The organism is Bacillus cereus group sp. RP32, from assembly GCF_040459735.1.
In the GTDB taxonomy this organism is placed as follows: Bacteria; Bacillota; Bacilli; order Bacillales; family Bacillaceae_G; genus Bacillus_A; species Bacillus_A wiedmannii.
In genome coordinates, this window is the sequence record NZ_JARVHO010000001.1 from 207,764 (window position 1) to 227,464 (window position 19,701).

Here is a 19,701-nt window from a genome sequence, read left to right on the forward strand (position 1 = left end):
GGTCCCCAATATATCGACATAGGAATTTGAAGTTTGCTATAATGATTAAAATAGTTGCATTATTTAGAAAAATTTAAAAATAATAATTACTGCAGCTAGGACATATTGTTTACTAAGTGAACTTGTTCTTAATTTAGGGGGGAGGGTTTCACAATGGCAAGTGTATATGAAAATAGTTATATGATCGTTTTGATTTTCTTGCTATTAGGTATATTGCTGCCGGTAGTGGCTCTTACATTAGGAAAGATGCTGCGTCCAAACAAACCAAGTGCAGTGAAAGCGACGACGTATGAGAGTGGGATTGAGCCTTTTCATGATGCAAATATTCGGTTTCATGCTCGTTATTATATTTTTGCTTTATTGTTTGTCATCTTTGATGTAGAAACTTTATTTTTATATCCATGGGCTGTTGCATATGACAAGCTCGGTTTATTTGCACTGATTGAAATGCTCATCTTTGTTGTAATGTTGCTAGTTGGATTAGCGTATGCTTGGAAAAAGAAGGTGTTACAATGGTTATAAATTTTGAGGAATTACATCCAAATGAGCGGGCGGAATTAGAACGAAATATCTTTTTTTCTACATTGGAGCAGTTAAAAGGATGGGCACGAAGCAATTCTTTATGGCCGATGACATTCGGACTGGCATGCTGTGCAATTGAAATGATGGGAGTAGGTTCATCACATTACGATTTAGATCGATTTGGGTCATTTTTTCGGACATCGCCAAGGCAATCGGACGTTATGATTGTGTCGGGAACAGTAACGAAGAAGATGGCTCCTATTGTTCGGCGTTTATACGATCAAATGCCCGAACCAAAATGGGTTATTGCAATGGGATCTTGTGCGACAGCAGGTGGCCCATATGTAAATTCGTACGCTGTTGTGAAAGGTGTGGATCAAATTGTACCAGTGGATGTGTATATTCCTGGTTGTCCACCCAATCCTGCTGCTTTAATTTATGGAATTAATAAATTGAAAGAAAAAATTCGTTACGAGGCAAAGACGGGAAAGCAGGTGACGAATAAATGAGTGATACAAATAAAGACCTAGAGGATTTGAAAAGAGAAGCGGCTAGGCATGCGAAAGAAGAGGCGAGAAAGCGTCTCGTTGCGAAACATGATGCGGAAATAAGTAAACTTGAGGAAGAAAATCGAGAAAAAGAGAAAGCGCTACCAAAAAATGATGGTATGACTGTGGAAGAAGTAAAACGACGTGCAGCCGCAGCCGCGAAAGCAAAAGCGGCAGCATTAGCAAAGCAAAAAAGAGAAGGAACCGAAGAAGTAACGGAAGAAGAAAAGGCCAAAGCGAAGGCGAAGGCAGCCGCAGCGGCAAAAGCAAAAGCGGCAGCGTTAGCAAAGCAAAAAAGAGAAGGAACCGAAGAAGTAACGGAAGAAGAAAAGGCCAAAGCGAAGGCGAAGGCAGCCGCAGCGGCAAAAGCAAAAGCGGCGGCATTAGCGAAGCAAAAAAGAGAAGGAACCGAAGAAGTAACGGAAGAGGACAAGGCTAAGGCGAAAGCAAAGGCCGTGGCGGCCGCAAAGGCAAAAGCAGCGGCGTTAGCGAAGCAGAAGGCCTCTCAAGGTGATGGGGATTCGGGAGATGAAAAGGCGAAGGCAAAAGCAGCAGCGAAAGCAAAAGCGGCTGCGGCTGCAAGAGCAAAGACAAAGGGCGCTGAAGGTAAGAAGGAAGAGGAGCTGAAGCCGGAAGAGCCATCCGTGAATCAACCGTATTTAAATCAGTATGTTGAAGTTATTAAGGGGAAAGTAGGAGAGGATACATTAGTAGATTCCTACATTAATAAACTTTCAAAAGATGTGCCAACTCTTGTGGTTGAGACCTCCAAATATTATGAAGTAATGGAGTTACTGCGATTCCATGAGGGACTTGCTTTTGATTATATGTCAGAGTTACATGCGACGGATTTTGTGACGCATATGGAAGTATATGTTCATTTATTTTCATATGGAAAGAAACAGTCAGTAGCGGTGAAGGTGAAGTTGGATAGGGAAGCACCAGAAGTAGAGTCGGTTGCAGCGCTTTGGAAAGGAGCGGACTGGCCAGAGCGAGAAGCGTATGATTTGCTCGGCATTGTATTTAAGGGACATCCGAATTTATCACGTATTTTAATGCCCGATGATTGGATAGGGTATCCGCTTAGGAAAGATTATGAACCGTATGATGTGGAGGTGTAGCTTATGATCCGTACGGAAGAAATGCTTTTGAATGTAGGGCCTCAGCATCCGAGTACGCATGGTGTATTCAGGCTTGTTATTAAGATTGACGGGGAAATTATTAAAGAAGCTACACCAGTTATTGGATATTTGCATCGCGGGACCGAAAAGATTGCCGAGAGCTTACAGTATACGCAAATTATCCCTTATACAGATCGAATGGACTATTTATCGGCCATGACGAATAACTACGTCATTTGCCATGCTGTAGAGACGATGATGGGGCTTGAAATCCCGGAGCGGGCCGAATACTTACGAGTACTTGCAATGGAGCTTGGAAGGATTGCGAGCCACCTCGTTTGGTGGGGGACAAATCTTCTTGATATAGGAGCGGTCAGCCCGTTTTTATACGCGTTTCGTGAACGAGAGATGATTATAAATTTATTAAACGAATTATGCGGTGCCCGTCTTACTTTTAACTATATGAGAGTCGGGGGTGTAAAGTGGGATGCGCCGGACGGTTGGATTGAAAAAGTGGAAGAGTTTGTTCCGTATATGCGAGAGCAATTGGCAGGTTATCATGATCTCGTTAGCGGTAATGAGATTTTCTTAAATCGCGTAAAAGGCGTTGGTATATATAGCGCGGAAGAAGCGATTTCGTATTCTTTAAGCGGAGCGAATTTGCGGTGTACCGGAGTAAACTGGGATCTTCGCAAGGATGAACCGTACTCCATTTATGATCGTTTTGATTTCGATATTCCTGTTGGGAGTGTGGGAGATGCTTGGGATCGTTACGTTTGCCGCATGCAAGAGATTGAGGAGTCATTAAAAATTGTTGAGCAAGCTGTCCAACAGTTCCCGAAAGACGGAGCTGTGCTAGCGAAAGTGCCGAAAATCATTAAGGCGCCTAAAGGGGAAGCGTTCGTCCGTATAGAATCGCCGCGAGGAGAGATTGGTTGCTATATTGCTAGTGATGGAAAGAAAGAGCCGTACCGCTTGAAGTTTCGCAGGCCGTCTTTTTACAATTTGCAAATTTTACCGAAGTTATTGAAAGGTGAAAACATCGCCAATTTAATTACGATTTTAGGTGGAGTTGATATTGTACTTGGGGAGGTTGATGGCTAATGATTGAAACGCTCTTACAATCATCTTCAAGCTGGACGAATTTCTTCATTTTTTTCGGATTAGCGGTGCTTCTATTATTTGCAGTCCTTGGCTTCGTTACATATGGTATTTTGGCAGAACGGAAAGTGATGGGTTTTATGCAAGGGCGGATTGGACCAAACCAAGTTGGGGGCCGATTCGGCTTACTGCAAACGGTAGCTGATGTTTTAAAACTATTACTGAAAGAAGATAGTATTCCGAAAGCGGCAGATAAACCGATGTTTATATTAGCGCCTGTCATTGCATTCGCACCGGCATTTATGGTGCTTGCAGTCATCCCGTTTACTGATGAATTTCAGTTCGCGGATATTGGCGTAGGCTTACTGTATTACATTGCTGTTTCTGGTATTACGACGATTGGTGTCGTAACCGGAGGGTGGGCATCAAATAATAAATATTCCCTTTTAGGAGGGATGCGTGCGGCAGCGCAAATGATTTCTTATGAAATTCCGCTTGTAATGAGTGTAATTGGCGTCGTTTTGTTAGCTGGTAGCCTGAATTTAAATGAAATTGTAGCAGCGCAGGAGAATGTTTGGTACATTTTCGTGCAGCCAATCGGTTTCGTCGTTTTCTTAATCGCAGCGGTAGCAGAGTTAAATAGGACGCCGTTTGATTTACCAGAAGCAGAGTCGGAACTTGTTTCTGGATATCATACGGAATACTCAGGGTTTCGCTGGGCGTTTTTCATGCTTTCAGAGTACGTATATTTCTTCGGAATGGCATCTTTAATTACAGTGCTCTTTTTAGGCGGATGGAATCCAGTTATGTTCCTTGGGTTTATCCCAGGAGCTGTATGGTTTGCTTTGAAATTTAGCAGTGTAGTCTTTCTATTAATTTGGTTCCGCGTTACGTTTCCACGTATAAGAGGTGACCAGTTAATGGAGTTTGGCTGGAAAGTATTATTGCCAATTGCACTTGCGAATATTTTCTTAACGGCATTGATTAAGGAGTTATTCTTCTAATCTATGAGGGGGGTGCCAGTAAGAGATGAAAGGACTATTTAAAGGATTAAAATATACATTAAGCAATTTGAGTAAGAAGAAGGTGACTTACGATTATCCGAATCAACCGTTGCCGTTGCCAGACCGCTTTCGAGGCATTCAAAAGTTTTATCCAGAAAAGTGTATTGTTTGTAACCAATGCTCCAACATTTGTCCGACAGACTGTATTCAGTTAACAGGAAAAAAACATCCGGATCCTACGAAAAAAGGAAAAATTATCGACACGTATGATATTAATTTTGAAATTTGTATTCTGTGTGATTTATGTACAGAAGTTTGTCCGACAGAGGCGATTGTTATGACAAATAACTTTGAGCTCGCGGAATATTCACGTGATGATTTATTTAAAAATTTGCAGTGGCTTGACGAAAACGACGAAAACGTCAGGAAGGAGAATAAAGCATGAATGGCGAGTTTGTAGCATTCTTCATACTATCCTTGTCTGCAATTATCGGCGGTGTTCTTATGTTGAACTTAACGAAAGTCATGCATATGATGCTAGCTCTCGTTCTGACATTTCTTAGTATCGCAGGTTTGTACTTTCTTTTATCGGCCGAATTTATCGGAGTTGCACAAATTTTACTTTACTCCGGTGCGATTACAATTATTATGATTTTTGGCATTATGTTAACGCAACATAACGCAGAAAATGAATCGCGTCTTACTCTTCGAAAATGGATTATCTTCTTTGCGGTTGTAGCATTTGGGGCAGTTATGTATTTCGCTGTTAACAATATTGATTTTGCAAATGAAAGCACACAAGGAAGTTTACCTCTCCATGAAAAAAACACACTTCAAATCGGTACACTTCTCTATTCGAAATATATTATTCCATTTGAGTTAACCTCAGTTATTTTACTTGTAGCACTTGTTGGCGCGATTATACTTGCGAAGAAGGATGAGAAAGAGGAGGATTCCAATGAGTAGCGTTCCAGCTTCTGCATATTTAACGCTTGCGATTATTTTGTTTTGCATTGGTTTGTTTGGAGCTTTAACGAAGCGAAATACAGTGATTGTATTAGTTTGTATTGAATTAATGCTAAACGCGGCCAATTTAAATTTAGTCGCGTTTAGTAAATTAGGTTTGTTCCCAAATTTAACAGGGCAAATTTTCTCTCTGTTTACGATGGCTGTAGCAGCAGCGGAGGCGGCGGTAGGACTCGCCATTTTAATTGCTTTGTATCGTAATCGTACGACGGTTCATGTAGATGAAATGGATACGCTCAAAGGATAACATTGTGACCGAAAAGGGGGAAGGAAACAATGATCGATTATGCATGGCTCATACCGCTTTTCCCGCTTGTTTCGTTTTTTTTATTACTTATATTCGGGAAGAAAATTAGAGAAGGAAGCAGTGTACTTAGTATTTTCCTCGTCTTTCTCTCCTTTATATTTGCGGTACTTGTATTAATAGAACGGTTTTCGAAAGTAGGATTGAAGCATAAGTGGGTATGGCTTAGAACGGGAGATATTGATATATCATTTGGCTTTGAAGTGACTGCATTAGGGGCTTTAATGCTGTTTATCGTTACACTTGTGAGTTTACTTGTACATGTGTATTCGAAAGGTTATATGAAAGGTGATGAAAGATTACCAACCTTCTATGCCTATTTAGGGCTCTTCACATTTGCGATGCTCGGGCTCGTTATATCACCGAATTTATTACAGCTTTATATATTTTGGGAGTTAGTCGGCCTTGGTTCATTTTTACTCATCGGTTTTTATTTCTTTAAAGAAGAAGCGAAGGCTGCTGCGAAAAAGGCTTTTATTATGACTCGTATTGGAGATGTCGGTTTATTTATTGGGATGATCTTACTTTTCTGGCATGCAGGTAGTTTTGAATATGACGCAATATTTAGGGCGATTCATACGGGGGATCTTACCCCTACGATGATTACAATAACAGCGATATTAATTTTTATCGGGGCGATGGGGAAGTCAGGTCAGTTCCCGCTTCATACGTGGTTACCAGATGCAATGGAGGGGCCGACGCCTGTTTCGGCACTTATTCATGCAGCGACGATGGTCGCAGCTGGCGTATATTTAGTGGCGACGATGTTTCCACTATTTTCAGCAAGTGCGGTGGCGATGCAGACGGTGGCAATCGTTGGAGCTTTCACTGCGATCTTTGCGGCTTCTATCGGTCTTGTTCAAACGGATATAAAGAGAGTGCTTGCTTATTCTACAGTTAGCCAGCTAGGTTATATGATGCTCGCATTAGGATCTGCTGGTTATGTAGCTGGTGTTTTCCATTTAACGACACACGCCTTTTTTAAAGCGCTACTATTTTTGGCGGCAGGAAGTGTCATTCATGCAGTGCATACGCAAGACATTAATAAAATGGGCGGTTTACAGAAGAAGATGAAAGTAACGGGTACACTATTTTTAATCGGTACACTTGCAATTAGTGGGGTGCCACTCCTTTCTGGTTTCTTTAGTAAAGATGAAATTTTAGCGGTGACTTGGATGAATGGCAATTACGTTTTATTCATATTAGCAGTAATTGCAGCATTTTTAACAGCATTCTACATGTTCCGGCTCTACTTCCTTGTTTTTACTGGGGAAGCAAAGACAAAGGAAGATGTGCATGAATCGCCCCGCATTATGACGTATCCGATGATCGTCCTTGGCGTTCTCGCCGTAGTGGCGGGTTATATGAATACACCATGGTTTGGGACATTCCTCGGGGATTGGCTTACGAAAGATGTAGCATTTAAAGTGCGAGAGGCACACGGACCAGTTTGGATTATGATCGTAGCGACTATCGTTTCATTTGCAGGAATCGCTCTCGCATATTTCATATATGGTAAGAAATCTATTTCTAGAGATTGGGCTGGTGGCGATGGAACACCTCTTTATAACCTTTTGAAAGAAAAATATTATGTGGATGAACTATACAATATGACGGTGCTCCCTATTACGAAGGGAATCGCCCATGTGCTTCGCTTATTTGAGGTGTATGTAGTCGAAGGAATCGCCATTTTAATAGGGAGTCTAATTAAAGGGATAAGCGGACTCGGTTCTAGACTCCAAAACGGAAATGTACAAGTGTACGGCACTGTAACAGCTGTTTCGCTTGCAGTACTCGTCATTATTTTGCTCTATACGGGAGGGGATTTACGATGAATGATTTGTTATTAACGTTCTTCATTTTTTCCCCGCTTTTAGGAATTCTCTTACTTGTATTAACACCGAAAAAAGAATCGCGTACAGTGCGAGCGCTTGGTTTATTTGGAACGGCGCTTCCATTTGGAATCGCTATCGTTCTCGCTTGTACATACGCTTCTGGAAAGAGTTTGTCGCTATTCGATGAAAAAGTGAAATGGATTAAATTTGGGGATTTTGCAGCGGTGGATAAAGGATGGTTTTCCATTTATTACGAGCTCGGCATTGATGGTTTATCGCTCGTTATGATGGTGCTGACAGCCCTTCTAGCGATGCTCGCAGCAATTGCGGCATTTACTATTAAAAGAAACTTGAAAGCCTTTTATATGCTGCTACTCATGTTAGAAATAGGGATGCTCGGCGTCTTCGCTGCTCAAAATTTAATGTTGTTCTTTATCTTCTTTGAAATTACGTTGCCGCCAATGTTTTTATTAATTGGAAAGTGGGGGAAATTGTCGAGTGAAAAGGCTGCTTATAGTTATTTAATATATAACGGTATTGGCTCCGCTATTTTACTCATCGTTTTCTCAGTTTTATTTGCAAAAACAGGTACAACAAATATTACAGAGCTTAAAGAAATATTAACGAGTGTAGGTGCTGGGGGAGGAATGGCTGTCTCAAGCAGCTTACAGTTCGGTTTGTTTCTTGCCATAATGATTGCCTTTGCGATTAAACTGCCTGTTTTCCCGCTACATCGCTGGATGGTCAATGTGCATGTTGAAGCGCATCCGGCTGTAGTTATGCTTCATGCGGGCGTTTTACTGAAGATTGGGGCATACGGTATGATTCGTTTCGGAAAGGGGCTATTCCCGGAATACTTTCGCGAGTTTGCAACGCTTATTGCGATTTTAGGAGTCATCAATTTATTGTACGGAGCCTTCTTAGCGCTCATCCAAACGGACTTCCGGAAGGTACTTGCTTACTCTAGTATTTCGCATATGGGCATCGTATTAATGGGCCTTGCGGCGTTAAATGCACCAGGTACACAAGGGGCACTATTCCAAGTTGTGTCTCACGGTTTAATTGCAGCCTTACTCTTTTTCTTACTTGGCGTTATAGAACAGCGCTTTGGAACTTCGGACATTACAGCGCTTGGCGGACTCGCAAAAAGTGTCCCGGTACTTAGCGGCTTCTTCTTAGCGGGAGGAATGGCATCGCTTGGATTGCCAGGAATGTCTGGATTTGTTAGCGAGTTTCTTGCCTTTCTCGGTTTATTCCAAGGAGAGCCAGTCATTACTGCAGTCGGTGTACTTGGCATCATTTTAACCGCTGTATACGTATTGAGAGCGACACTTCAAGTAACATTTGGTAAGAAAGAGTGGGAGGCGAAAGCTGATATACACGGTTGGGAGTATGTGCCTATATTGCTACTTATCTTCTGCATTATTGCAATTGGAGTAATGCCAGAAATACTAGGGGATCCGCTTCAAAATACATTGAAAACATTGGGGGTGAAGTAGGATGGATATGAATACGTTACTTAGCTTATCATGGCATCTCATGGTGCCAGAATTCATTATTCTCGGAGCTGCCATCCTTCTTTCCATATGTGATTTGTTTTTTAAGTTGAATCATAGATATGTAGCGCTTAGTGCAATCGCAGCCGTCATATTAGCAATCGTGTCGTTAATCACGCTATACGATGAACCGACAGGAGATATTCTAAATGGATCGTTTGTGTTAGATGGGTTTTCAAAAGGATTTAAAACGTTGTTATTAGGCGGAGCGGCCCTCATCTTATGCACCGCAATGAGCGATGATAAGAAGAATCCAATTGAAGATAAGGGAGAATATTATTACTTATTTTTAATGGCACTTCTTGGGGCTATGTTTATGGCTTCTAGTGTTGACTTCATTACACTTTTCGTCGGTTTAGAATTGCTTTCACTTTCTTCATATATTTTAGTAGGAATACGAAAAAGGAACCGTGCGTCAAACGAGGCGGCCGTGAAATATGTCATTAATGGAGGTATTGGCACGGCAATTACGCTCTTTGGAATGAGTTATTTATACGGTATTACAGGATCAACTAATATCGTGGACATGCAAAAAGTATTCGCAGGGGAGCTTGCTGGTGGTATTCAGTTATTGTTAGCTCTCGCATTTCTACTATTACTCGTTGGACTCTCATTTAAAATTGCGACAGTGCCGTTTCATATGTGGGCACCAGATGTGTATGAGGGAGCGGCTACGCCTGTTACTGCTTTTCTCGGGACGATTTCTAAAATTGCTGGATTCTTACTCATTATTCGTCTGTTTCTCATGGTTTTTGCAAGTGTATCGGTGCAAGGAGACATGCAATCTTTATACGGACGTATGAGCATATACATTGCAGTACTAGCGAGTATTACGATGATTATTGGAAACGTAGTAGCGTTAAAGCAATATAACGTAAAACGCCTATTTGCCTATTCGGGAATCGCACATGCGGGGTATTTACTCGTTCCGCTTGTAGCATTATCACCATTTACGATGGATAGCATGTGGTTTTACATGCTTGCGTATATGCTTATGAATATAGGCGCATTTGCAATTATCCACAGCTTAATCTTACAAAGCGACAAAGAAAACATTACCATTTTCACTGGATTATATAAAAGGTCGCCATTTACAGCGATAGTGATGACGATTTTTATTTTATCGTTGGCCGGGATACCAGGAACAGCTGGTTTCATCGGGAAAATTAACATCTTTTTAGGTGCATTGCATGTAGAGCCAGCTCGTTACGTACTAGCTTCTATTATGATGGGGACGACAGTCATCTCATTCGTATATTATTTCCGTATTCTACAGCAAATGTTTTTCCGGACGGGAGAAGTGGAAGAGAAAATTCGTTTGCCGTTGAATATAAAGGTTGTTATGAGCCTTTGTGCAATCTCGATTGTAATACTGGGGATTATGCCGATGATTGGATACAATTTCTTTTATGAATATTTTCCATTAATGAAGGATTTCTTCTTCTTAGGGAACGTGGTACAATAGTGAAAATAAAAGGTGTGGAGTTGTTACTCTGCGCTTTTTATTTTGTGTGAATTACAATTGAAAATGCATGTAGGTATATGTTTTTTGAGAGCAAATTACGATGTGAAATGTAAGATGTTTATTTGTATTTGAAAAAGTGTGGCTCCTACTTATCATGGTATCGTTTTTATAGTATTTCGTAAGTAGTAGCTGGGTAAAAAGGGGTCGATTTTTTGGCACATCTTTTAGGGCAACAAGCACTGATTGCCATTGTTTCGCATTTATTGTTTATTACCATTACGTGGTGGGCCTTACAAGGTGTTCACATTGAGCGTTTAATGAAGTCTGGAAAGGTGATGCAGACGCGAGTGTTACTCATCCTAATTACAATTGCAATTGGGACATCTGTAAGTAACTTTTTCCTTGATTATTTAGGCTATTCAAAGAGTTTAACGTATTTAGTAAAGTAAGTGTATAGAACCTCATATCTCCGTTAACAATGGGGGTAGGAGGGGATGAAATTGAAGCTTAAAGCCATTCTTATTGTTGTGATAAGTGTTGTTTTATTTTTGGTTGGATATAGAGAGATGAAACCGATCAGCGATGAACAGAAAATGGAGAGCATGATTGCAACTTTAGAGAAAAATGATGCTAAAGTAGAGAAGTGGTCATGGTTAGCGCGAGAAACAAAAACAATTTCTAATATACATACGTTTCAAAAGTTGTTAAACGATGTGAAGGACAAGGGGAATATTCAAAAGTGGGAATTAGAGCAATCTCCAGATGGATATAAAGCTACATCCTATAAAAAGTTTTCTTCTTATGAAGAACGAGTAGTAGTAACATGGAGTAAGGAAAATACTAAAGAAAACACTTTCATTATTTTTGAAGTAAGCGGGGCGAAATGGGACCCGAAGTACATTCAGAAAACAAATAAAATTTTTAGTGAAAAACCTATAATTTACACTTGTGTTCAAGGTGTACTGAATGATAAGATTGAAGGTGTTTTGCAAAATAAAACCAATCAGTTTTTGAAAGATCTTTCAGCAAGAGCGATCGAACAGATAGAAGAAAGAGCATTTGTGTCAGTCTCCGCATACAATAAAAAGTGGGATGACGCTCTTTCAACAAATAGAGAGAAAATAAATGTGCAAATAGCAATACGTTCTACAGACAACAAAGATACAATTGTGGTTGGCACACCGATCATAACTTCTGAGTATTGAGTGAATAGATACTGAAAAAAGGACACGGAGGGGAATAATTTGGAAAAGATCATCGTCCGTGGCGGAAAGCGGTTAAACGGCACAGTGCGTGTTGAGGGCGCAAAAAATGCTGTATTACCTATAATCGCTGCAGCCCTATTAGCGAGTGATGGAAAGAATGTACTATCTGAAGTACCAGTTTTGTCTGATGTATACACAATTAATGAGGTATTACGTCATTTAAATGCTGAAGTCGTATTTGAAAATAACCAAGTAACAATCGATGCTTCTAAAGAACTAAACATTGAAGCACCATTTGAATATGTACGTAAAATGCGTGCATCTGTTCAAGTAATGGGACCATTACTTGCACGTAACGGCCGTGCTCGTATTGCACTTCCTGGTGGATGTGCAATTGGTTCACGTCCAATTGACCAACATTTAAAAGGCTTCGAAGCAATGGGAGCAAAAGTACAGGTTGGTAATGGTTTTGTTGAGGCATACGTTGAGGGAGAACTAAAAGGAGCTAAAATTTATTTAGACTTCCCAAGCGTGGGCGCGACAGAAAACATTATGTCTGCAGCTACATTAGCAAAAGGGACAACAATCCTTGAAAACGCAGCGAAAGAACCAGAAATCGTTGACTTAGCTAACTTCTTAAATGCGATGGGAGCGAAAGTACGCGGAGCTGGAACTGGAACGATTCGTATCGAAGGCGTTGATAAATTATATGGTGGAAACCACTCTATTATTCCTGACCGTATTGAAGCGGGAACATTCATGGTTGCAGCGGCAATTACTGGTGGAGACATCTTAATTGAAAATGCTGTACCTGAACATTTACGCTCAATTACAGCGAAAATGGAAGAAATGGGTGTTAAAGTTATTGAGGAAAATGAAGGTGTACGTGTTATCGGCCCAGATAAGTTAAAAGCGGTTGATATTAAAACTATGCCTCACCCAGGTTTCCCAACAGACATGCAATCACAAATGATGGCATTATTACTACAAGCTGATGGAACAAGTATGATTACAGAAACGGTATTCGAAAACCGCTTTATGCACGTTGAAGAATTCCGTCGTATGAATGCTGATATTAAAATCGAAGGTCGTTCTGTTATTATGAACGGTCCAAACAGCTTACAAGGTGCTGAAGTAGGCGCAACTGACTTACGTGCTGCTGCTGCATTAATCTTAGCTGGTTTAGTATCTGAAGGTTACACTCGTGTAACTGAGTTAAAGCATCTTGACCGTGGTTATGTAGATTTCCATAAGAAATTAGCTGCATTAGGTGCAACTATTGAACGTGTAAACGAAAAAGTAGAAGAAGTGAAAGAACAAGAAGTTTCTGATCTTCACGCTTAATTGAAATAGTCTCTACGTCTTTTGACGTAGGGACTATTTTTTTGGGTTATTACTGTTATAGTCAATAAATTCTATACTTATGCACGTACCAGTAAAAAATATTTAGAAAATTTTCATTTTAGCTAGTTCCCCTTAAGTATGTTCTAAAAAAAAGAGTTGTTCCATAAGAATGAATGGAGTAAAGCTTTTGGATATTGGGGGAAATAAGATGAAATTTTCAAAGCCACTTTTTATCACAGTAGCGCTTCTCATAGCGCTCGTTATCATTGTACCTGCTGCTCTTGTTATTCCGTTTGCGAAAGCAAAAGTAGGGAAAGAAGCAGCTTCTAAAACTCCTCCAGCGATAGAAAGTATACCAGCTCCAGGGAAAGTGGATACAGCGGTTCAAGTTGCTGTATATCGTGATCGGCAAAAGAAGGTAGAAACATTACCTATGGAGCAGTATGTGACCGGTGTAGTAGCTTCTGAGATGAATGCCAGTTTTGAAATAGAGGCGCTAAAGGCGCAGGCATTAGCAGCGAGAACATTTGTGGTACAGCGTATGCTAAGCGGAGGTAAGAAAAACAATGCGGACGTGACCGATACGGTGAAAGATCAAGTGTACAAAAGTAAAGAAGAATTGAAGAAACAATGGGGCAATAACTACGAAAATAATTTGAAGAAAATCGAAGAAGCCGTTTCGAAAACCGCAGGACAAGTTTTAACGTATGATGGAAAACCAATCTCAGCATCCTTCTTCTCAACGAGTAATGGCCGGACAGAAAATGCAGCTGATTATTGGGGAAATGATTATCCGTACTTAAAGAGCGTAGATAGTCCGTGGGATCAAGCCTCTCCAAAATTTACGAGCGAGCAAACCTTTACAGTAGCTGACTTTCAAAAACGTCTCGGTGTGAAGGTGTTGGCAGACGGGAAGGTTGGAAATATTAAAGATCTTACGGAAGGAAAGCGAGTAAAAGATGTAGCATTTCAAGGGAAAACATTAACAGGAAAGCAAGTTCGTGAAAAGTTAGATTTACGCTCTTCTGACTTCACATGGAAACAAGAAGGGGATAAAATCGTCGTTACAACGAAGGGATTCGGTCACGGCGTTGGCATGAGCCAATACGGAGCAAATGGCATGGCGGCGGAAGGTAAGAAATATACAGATATCGTTGCTCATTATTATAAGGGTGTCGAAATAAAGTCGATGAATGATTATGAAGGAAAGTTGATGGTGAAGAAGTAGGGGGAAAAGAGACCGTTCCAAGAGCTATGTTGGGACGGTTTTCTTTTGTTAGTGGATAGGTTAATAGATATATTAAAAAAATCGTCAATGTTCAGTGGTGACAGAACTCTGTTTAAGGGGCCCATGGATCGCTGGAAGCTATTATAAGGATGAACGTACAGAAGAATCAATGAAAGACGGTTGGCTCTATACAGGAGACATTGTCACGGTTGATTCGGAAGGATGTATTAAGATTGCTGATCGTACGAAAGACTGAATTAAAAGTGGAGGCGAATGGATTTCTTCCATAGATTTAGAAAATGCTTTAGTGTCGCACGATAAAGTGTTAGAAGCATCTGTTGTGGCGGTGCCGCATGAAAAACGTCCCGTTTACTTGCGTTGTACTAAAAGAGGGACAAGCAGTAGAAAGAGAAGATCTGTATGCTTTACTAAAAGCAGAATTTCCGAAAACATCTGTGGGGAAATTCTTGAAGAGAGCGCTGCGTGATCAGCTCAAGACTTATATGGTAGGACAAAACTAGAGAAGAAGGCTATCCTTTTATTTGGATATCCTTCTTTTTATAGTGCTTCATAAAATATCAAAAATTTCCATTAATTGTTTGGTATAATGTGATAAAAAGCATTCGGGGGAGACGAAATGGCACTACTGGAGTTAAAACAGTTAGGAAAGACGAATCAGTTACCGGCAGTTGAACTGAAGGTTGAGAAGGGACAATGTGTTGTTTTGCAATGTAATAACCACACAGCTAAAGTGTTGCATCGTATTATTATTGGTGAGGAAGAAGCTTCAACTGGCAACGTGCTATTTGAAGGTAAAGCGATTGGAAAGAAAAATTATTCCCGCATCGGTTTTTGTTTTTTGAAAGATGAAGCATATGATCGTTTGAAGGTGAAGGAATACTTTAAGTTTTTAATAGGACTTTATGAATCAAATATGAGCACGGAAGAAGTTGTACAATATGTCGGCCTCTTAGATAAGTTAAACGTTAAAATAGAAAAACTATCATTTTCAGAGAAACGCCGTCTTCATATCGGGCGAGTTATGGTTCATAATCCGGATTTAGTTATTCTAGAAGAGCCAGAGCAAAATGTAGATACAGAGAGCACGATTATTATTCGAAAAGCGATTATGGCAATGAAGGAGAAAGGAAAGGCGATTTTTATAACGTCATCCTTTCTATCGGACGCCCTTTCGTTAACAGAAGATGTATACATATTAAACAATGATGGTGTGAAGAAAATAGAAATCGAACAAGAAGAAATTGAAGAGGTGGATGAAGAAAAGGTTGTTCAAATGATTCCGCAAATGAAACTTGAAAGAATTCCAGCGAAAGTGAACGATAAAATCATTTTACTTGATCCGATGGAAATTCATTTTATTGAAACGCAAAACGGAGTGACACATATCCATGTGCGCGAAGGTGATTTCGTATGTGCATTAACATTAAGTGAACTAGAAGCGAGATTAACAGGGTTCGGGTTTTTTAGATGTCATCGCTCGTACCTTGTGAATTTACAAAGAGTACGAGAAGTCATTACGTGGACTCGTAATAGCTTTAGTTTAATTTTGGATGACGAAAGAAAAAGTTCAATCCCGCTTTCAAAAGGACGAATGGATGAATTAAAAGGTGTGATTGGGCTATAAAAATTGCTCCAGTAAGCTTAAAATACAATTCATTCACCGGTAAAAATACTCCTTTTACCGGTATTTTACTGCGTAACCCTTTTGTTTTTCATATGATTGAGTCAAGAAAAGCGAAACAAACAAACGAAAAGCGCTAAAGCGACTTTCATCTATAAAAGAAAAAACAAAGGGGATGACGAGATGACATTGGCAATTGAAATGAAAGATGTAATGAAAAGTTTCAACGAAAAAACGGCACTTCGAAATGTAAATATTGAGGTGAAGCAAGGAGAAATTTTTGGATTCCTCGGGCCGAGTGGATCTGGAAAAACAACAACAGTAAAGATTTTAACTTCTCAATTGCTGCATAGCGTTGGAACAGTGAGGGTACTAGGTAAAGATATTACCGGACCAAGCAGCATCGATTATAAACGAATTGGTATTTTAACAGACAACAGCGGTTTATATGAAAGACTTAACATTTATGATAACTTACTATTATTTTGTGACTTATACGATTGTAAAAAAGAACGAATCGATGAAGTACTAGCGCAAGTGAATCTATTAGATGATAAAAAAACACCAGTAAAGAAACTATCAAAAGGAATGAAGCAGCGCGTTACACTAGCTAGAGCAATCCTTCATAAACCAGATATCCTCTTCTTAGACGAACCAACATCTGCACTTGATCCAGTAAACGTACAAAACATTCATAAAATCTTAAAAGACTTAAATAAAGAAGGAACGACGATTTTCTTAACGACTCATAATATGGACGAAGCAGAAACACTTTGTAACCGCATCGCCTTTCTATGCGGCGGAGAAGTTGTGGCGCTTGATACACCAGAAAACCTTCGCTTGCAATACGCGAAAAATCAAATACAAGTCGTATTAAAAGATAAGCAAAAAGAAGTCGTTCAAAAAGACGAATTAGGTGCAAAACGTATTTCAGAATGGATGAAACAAGGTGAATTACTATCCATTCATTCATACGAACCAACGTTAGGCGATATCTTTATTGAAGTTACTGGGAGGGGATTATAATGACATTTTCAATGAGACGTGTATCAGCTATTTTTAGAAAAGAAGTACAAGATTTTAAGACGAATTCACAAGTGTTGTTAATGGCATCTTTACCAATTATATTTGCATTTATATTTAGCAGATTTGGAGAAGGGCGCATGGGGGTTGGCATTATTACTTTAATGTCCTTTCTATTTGTAGCAGGGTTTGTTCAATCAATGGTAATTGCAGAAGAGAAAGAAAAACATACGTTACGTGTGTTAATGCTATCACCAGCTTCTTCTGTTGAAGTTCTTCTTGGGAAAAGTATATTAACAGCATGTTTAACGTTGGGCATTTCCATTGTAAACTTATTCATTTTAGATCAATTAAGTGGCAATCTCTTATTGCTAGCATTTATTTTCTTATGTGGAACAATTCTATTCATTTTAATTGGAACAGTGATTGGATTATTAGCTGAGTCTGTCCCGCAAACATCACTAATTGGAATGCCAATATTAATGACGATGTATTTAGCTGTACAATTTGAGCCAATGGTTGAAAATAAAGTAATTAAGACGATGATTAGTTATCTTCCAACATCTCATCTTGAAAAAGCGATTAAAAGCTTAGTGGAGGGTGCTGGGTTTAGTAGTATTAGTGGGCATATGCTAAATGTTGGAGTGTGGCTCGTTATTTCACTTATTGCATGTTTAATCGTATATAAAAAGAAACAATTGGACTAAAAACTGAGCCGAAAGTGCTCAGTTTTTTATTTTTTCTATCATTTCCTCGGAAATTTTACAATTATCATACATATTTTTACAGATTTTGTCGAAAAGTAATTAGTTATAGGTTGTATAGGATACGTGAATATTGTTCAAAATGATTGCTGAGGTGATGATGGAATGCGAGGAAGAAATAATAAAAAGTCGCAAAAGGTAGTACATTTATTTCAAAAAAGATGGGTGTTTCCGGCACTATACATTGCTTGTGCAGCGGTAATTTTAATGGTTGCGCTATGGTTCCAAGGAGCTAATCCGAAGAAGACTCCGAACCAAGATCAAGCAACACCGTATACACAATCGGAAGATCCAGCAGTACCAGTAACGAAATCTTCAGAAGTAGTGAAAATGCCAGCTGCCGCTAATGCGGAAGTAGTCGTACAGAAGAAATTCTATGAAGATGCAGCAACTGAGGCGGAACAAGAAAAAGCACTTGTCTTTTATAACAACACATATTCCCCAAATAAAGGAATCGACATTGCTGCGAAGAATGGAAAAGAATTCGATGTAGCTGCTGCTTTAAGTGGTACAGTAACGAAAGCTGAAAAAGATTCACTTCTTGGTTATGTTGTAACAGTTGATAGCGGAAATGGTGTAGCAGTTTCTTATCAAAGCTTAGGCAGTGTGAAAGTAGAAAAAGGTGCACGAGTTGCACAAGGTGAAGTATTAGGAAAATCCGGTCTAAGTGCAATGAATAAAGAAGCAGGTTCTCACGTTCACTTTGAAGTACGTAAAGACAACGTGGCTGTGAATCCTGAGCGCTACTTAAATAAGTCAGTAGCAGAAATTAAAGTTGAAGCAGGCGCTGCAAAGGCAACGAATGCTTCTGGTAAAAAAGCTGAAGACAAGTCTCAAAAAGAAGAGAAGTCGACGAGCACGAAACCAGAAAATAAAACAGAAGACAAGTCTCAAAAAGAAGAGAAATCAACAAGCGGTTCGACTAGTGACAAAAAAGAAGAACCGAAGAAAGAAGAAAAATCAACAAATGGTTCTACAGAATCATCTAACAGTTCTTCTTCACAAGAATAAGAAAGTGAAAAAATCAGTTCTCACTAGGAGAGCTGATTTTTTTATTTTTATATAAAAATACTCAGTTTCGAGAAAAAAGTTGCAATAACAAGGAAAAATGACGAGATTCTCGAATATATATTACAAAAGGGAGGGGATACTGTGTCATTTTTGTTTGTTCTGTCGACTGCTATTATTTTATTGTTTGTTTTATTCACTTTATATTATTACATCGCTGGTAAGAAAGAGGTTCCCCACCATCAGTTATTAGAAGAAGAGTTGGAACGAGAAGAATGACGCCTTGTATATAAGGGGTCATTTTTTTTCGTCAAAATAGTCACTGTTAACGTATTTCTCACAAAAAAACGTAATTTTTCTTAACTTAGTCCGCAAAAATAGTGAACATGTAGCATATATCAGTAGTGCGGGCAATACAATGGTATAAACCAAAGCAAAGAGAGTGTTTGAGGTGAGAAATCGTGAATCATTTCATTATAAACCCAAGAATGTTTAACGCTTACAAACAGCACTCACACTTACTTCTTAGTGGTATGCAGCGAAGCTCATTTCACACTTCTCACATCCAATTTAGGGAGGCGAGTGGTGTGCACGATTACATCAAAGAGAGAACTATCAAGATTGGTAAGTATATCGTGGAGACAAGAAAGACAGTGCGTGTCATTGCAAAGGAATTTGGGGTATCAAAGAGTACAGTCCATAAAGATTTAACGGAACGTCTACCAGAAATTAATCCAGAGCTCGCAAATGAAGTGAAAGAAATTCTTGATTATCATAAGTCTATTCGTCATTTAAGAGGCGGAGAAGCAACAAAACAAAAGTATAGAAAAGAAGATGTAGAAAAGCCGGTCCGTCAATAAATATGCGATCGCAAACATTCCGTTTCAATTCGGTAATATTTTTCAGAAGAATTCTTTTTGCGAATATTACGTTTCTGTTAAATTTATGATAAAATCAGAAATTAGGTGTAAAAGAATTCGGGTGTAACCTGATTTTGAATATCGA

General features: G+C 39.4%; 21 protein-coding genes and 1 pseudogene. All 22 read left to right on the forward strand.

The genetic code is table 11. The features are described 5' to 3' along the window. Positions 1–153 precede the first annotated feature (153 nt). The gene (gene nuoA, locus QCI46_RS00965) at positions 154–522 is read left to right on the forward strand and encodes an NADH-quinone oxidoreductase subunit NuoA (RefSeq protein WP_353839399.1); all 369 of its coding nucleotides are present in this window, start codon (positions 154–156) and stop codon (positions 520–522) included. Further along, entirely contained in the window at positions 513–1,031 is a 519-nt protein-coding gene (gene nuoB / locus QCI46_RS00970) for an NADH-quinone oxidoreductase subunit NuoB (protein WP_000236331.1), read from the forward strand. Before nuoA ends, nuoB begins: the two co-directional genes overlap by 10 nt. After that, positions 1,028–2,191: an NADH-quinone oxidoreductase subunit C gene (locus QCI46_RS00975; RefSeq protein ID WP_353839400.1), complete on the forward strand. Its 1,164-nt coding sequence runs from the start codon at positions 1,028–1,030 to the stop codon at positions 2,189–2,191. The genes nuoB and QCI46_RS00975 overlap by 4 nt, the downstream gene beginning before the upstream one ends. A gap of 3 nt (positions 2,192–2,194) precedes the next feature. Next, complete coding sequence (gene nuoD, locus QCI46_RS00980) at positions 2,195–3,295, forward strand: NADH-quinone oxidoreductase subunit NuoD (RefSeq protein WP_000621434.1); 1,101 nt, start codon at positions 2,195–2,197, stop codon at positions 3,293–3,295. Next, positions 3,295–4,296: an NADH-quinone oxidoreductase subunit NuoH gene (nuoH, locus tag QCI46_RS00985; RefSeq protein ID WP_353839401.1), complete on the forward strand. Its 1,002-nt coding sequence runs from the start codon at positions 3,295–3,297 to the stop codon at positions 4,294–4,296. Before nuoD ends, nuoH begins: the two co-directional genes overlap by 1 nt. A 25-nt stretch (positions 4,297–4,321) precedes the next feature. After that, positions 4,322–4,741: an NADH-quinone oxidoreductase subunit NuoI gene (nuoI, locus tag QCI46_RS00990; protein WP_000677191.1), complete on the forward strand. Its 420-nt coding sequence runs from the start codon at positions 4,322–4,324 to the stop codon at positions 4,739–4,741. After that, positions 4,738–5,262, forward strand: coding sequence for an NADH-quinone oxidoreductase subunit J (locus QCI46_RS00995; RefSeq protein WP_001012824.1), 525 nt, complete (start codon positions 4,738–4,740; stop codon positions 5,260–5,262). Before nuoI ends, QCI46_RS00995 begins: the two co-directional genes overlap by 4 nt. Further along, entirely contained in the window at positions 5,255–5,569 is a 315-nt protein-coding gene (nuoK, locus tag QCI46_RS01000) for an NADH-quinone oxidoreductase subunit NuoK (RefSeq protein WP_000100078.1), read from the forward strand. Before QCI46_RS00995 ends, nuoK begins: the two co-directional genes overlap by 8 nt. Positions 5,570–5,598: 29 nt before the next feature. Then, entirely contained in the window at positions 5,599–7,461 is a 1,863-nt protein-coding gene (nuoL, locus tag QCI46_RS01005; RefSeq protein WP_353839402.1) for an NADH-quinone oxidoreductase subunit L, read from the forward strand. Next, a complete protein-coding gene (locus QCI46_RS01010; protein ID WP_353839403.1) occupies positions 7,458–8,960 on the forward strand; it encodes an NADH-quinone oxidoreductase subunit M in 1,503 nt (500 codons plus the stop codon). Before nuoL ends, QCI46_RS01010 begins: the two co-directional genes overlap by 4 nt. A gap of 7 nt (positions 8,961–8,967) precedes the next feature. Beyond that, positions 8,968–10,482: an NADH-quinone oxidoreductase subunit NuoN gene (nuoN, locus tag QCI46_RS01015; RefSeq protein WP_353841816.1), complete on the forward strand. Its 1,515-nt coding sequence runs from the start codon at positions 8,968–8,970 to the stop codon at positions 10,480–10,482. Between the two features lie 212 nt (positions 10,483–10,694). Further along, a complete protein-coding gene (locus tag QCI46_RS01020) occupies positions 10,695–10,931 on the forward strand; it encodes a DUF1146 family protein (RefSeq protein WP_000940744.1) in 237 nt (78 codons plus the stop codon). Between the two features lie 51 nt (positions 10,932–10,982). Then, complete coding sequence (locus QCI46_RS01025; protein WP_483299026.1) at positions 10,983–11,687, forward strand: YwmB family TATA-box binding protein; 705 nt, start codon at positions 10,983–10,985, stop codon at positions 11,685–11,687. Between the two features lie 39 nt (positions 11,688–11,726). Next, positions 11,727–13,031, forward strand: coding sequence for a UDP-N-acetylglucosamine 1-carboxyvinyltransferase (gene murA, locus QCI46_RS01030; RefSeq protein ID WP_000411269.1), 1,305 nt, complete (start codon positions 11,727–11,729; stop codon positions 13,029–13,031). Positions 13,032–13,239: 208 nt separating this feature from the next. Then, positions 13,240–14,259 (forward strand): stage II sporulation protein D, encoded by a 1,020-nt coding sequence (gene spoIID / locus QCI46_RS01035; RefSeq protein WP_353839405.1) that lies wholly within the window; start codon positions 13,240–13,242, stop codon positions 14,257–14,259. 103 nt (positions 14,260–14,362) lie between these two features. Next, positions 14,363–14,780 (forward strand): annotated as a pseudogene (locus QCI46_RS01040) (AMP-binding enzyme); the annotation flags it as partial. A 116-nt stretch (positions 14,781–14,896) separates the two neighbouring features. Continuing rightward, the gene (locus tag QCI46_RS01045; RefSeq protein WP_353839406.1) at positions 14,897–15,904 is read left to right on the forward strand and encodes a LytTR family transcriptional regulator DNA-binding domain-containing protein; all 1,008 of its coding nucleotides are present in this window, start codon (positions 14,897–14,899) and stop codon (positions 15,902–15,904) included. Between the two features lie 180 nt (positions 15,905–16,084). Further along, on the forward strand, positions 16,085–16,927 hold the full coding sequence (locus QCI46_RS01050) for an ABC transporter ATP-binding protein (RefSeq protein WP_353839407.1): 843 nt from the start codon (positions 16,085–16,087) through the stop codon (positions 16,925–16,927). Then, complete coding sequence (locus QCI46_RS01055) at positions 16,927–17,631, forward strand: ABC transporter permease (protein WP_061673576.1); 705 nt, start codon at positions 16,927–16,929, stop codon at positions 17,629–17,631. Before QCI46_RS01050 ends, QCI46_RS01055 begins: the two co-directional genes overlap by 1 nt. Positions 17,632–17,793: 162 nt before the next feature. Continuing rightward, positions 17,794–18,699 carry a stage II sporulation protein SpoIIQ gene (gene spoIIQ, locus QCI46_RS01060; protein ID WP_353839408.1) on the forward strand — a complete coding sequence of 302 codons (906 nt, stop codon included), beginning with the start codon at positions 17,794–17,796 and terminating at the stop codon, positions 18,697–18,699. Between the two features lie 141 nt (positions 18,700–18,840). After that, a complete protein-coding gene (locus QCI46_RS01065; RefSeq protein WP_000008903.1) occupies positions 18,841–18,975 on the forward strand; it encodes a hypothetical protein in 135 nt (44 codons plus the stop codon). 308 nt (positions 18,976–19,283) lie between these two features. Next, positions 19,284–19,556, forward strand: coding sequence for a sporulation transcriptional regulator SpoIIID (gene spoIIID / locus QCI46_RS01070; RefSeq protein WP_000544012.1), 273 nt, complete (start codon positions 19,284–19,286; stop codon positions 19,554–19,556). Positions 19,557–19,701 lie beyond the last annotated feature (145 nt).

Bases quoted from the DNA above. Each gene is read 5' to 3' on its own strand.
- QCI46_RS01045 (WP_353839406.1), top strand. From the start codon at position 14,897: ATGGCACTACTGGAGTTAAAACAGTTAGGAAAGACGAATCAGTTACCG.
- QCI46_RS01050 (WP_353839407.1), top strand. From the start codon at position 16,085: ATGACATTGGCAATTGAAATGAAAGATGTAATGAAAAGTTTCAACGAA.
- nuoK (WP_000100078.1), top strand. From the start codon at position 5,255: ATGAGTAGCGTTCCAGCTTCTGCATATTTAACGCTTGCGATTATTTTG.
- nuoB (WP_000236331.1), top strand. From the start codon at position 513: ATGGTTATAAATTTTGAGGAATTACATCCAAATGAGCGGGCGGAATTA.
- nuoL (WP_353839402.1), top strand. From the start codon at position 5,599: ATGATCGATTATGCATGGCTCATACCGCTTTTCCCGCTTGTTTCGTTT.
- spoIIQ (WP_353839408.1), top strand. From the start codon at position 17,794: ATGCGAGGAAGAAATAATAAAAAGTCGCAAAAGGTAGTACATTTATTT.
- QCI46_RS01010 (WP_353839403.1), top strand. From the start codon at position 7,458: ATGAATGATTTGTTATTAACGTTCTTCATTTTTTCCCCGCTTTTAGGA.
- spoIID (WP_353839405.1), top strand. From the start codon at position 13,240: ATGAAATTTTCAAAGCCACTTTTTATCACAGTAGCGCTTCTCATAGCG.
- nuoD (WP_000621434.1), top strand. From the start codon at position 2,195: ATGATCCGTACGGAAGAAATGCTTTTGAATGTAGGGCCTCAGCATCCG.
- nuoI (WP_000677191.1), top strand. From the start codon at position 4,322: ATGAAAGGACTATTTAAAGGATTAAAATATACATTAAGCAATTTGAGT.
- QCI46_RS00995 (WP_001012824.1), top strand. From the start codon at position 4,738: ATGAATGGCGAGTTTGTAGCATTCTTCATACTATCCTTGTCTGCAATT.
- nuoH (WP_353839401.1), top strand. From the start codon at position 3,295: ATGATTGAAACGCTCTTACAATCATCTTCAAGCTGGACGAATTTCTTC.
- QCI46_RS00975 (WP_353839400.1), top strand. From the start codon at position 1,028: ATGAGTGATACAAATAAAGACCTAGAGGATTTGAAAAGAGAAGCGGCT.
- QCI46_RS01055 (WP_061673576.1), top strand. From the start codon at position 16,927: ATGACATTTTCAATGAGACGTGTATCAGCTATTTTTAGAAAAGAAGTA.
- nuoN (WP_353841816.1), top strand. From the start codon at position 8,968: ATGAATACGTTACTTAGCTTATCATGGCATCTCATGGTGCCAGAATTC.
- nuoA (WP_353839399.1), top strand. From the start codon at position 154: ATGGCAAGTGTATATGAAAATAGTTATATGATCGTTTTGATTTTCTTG.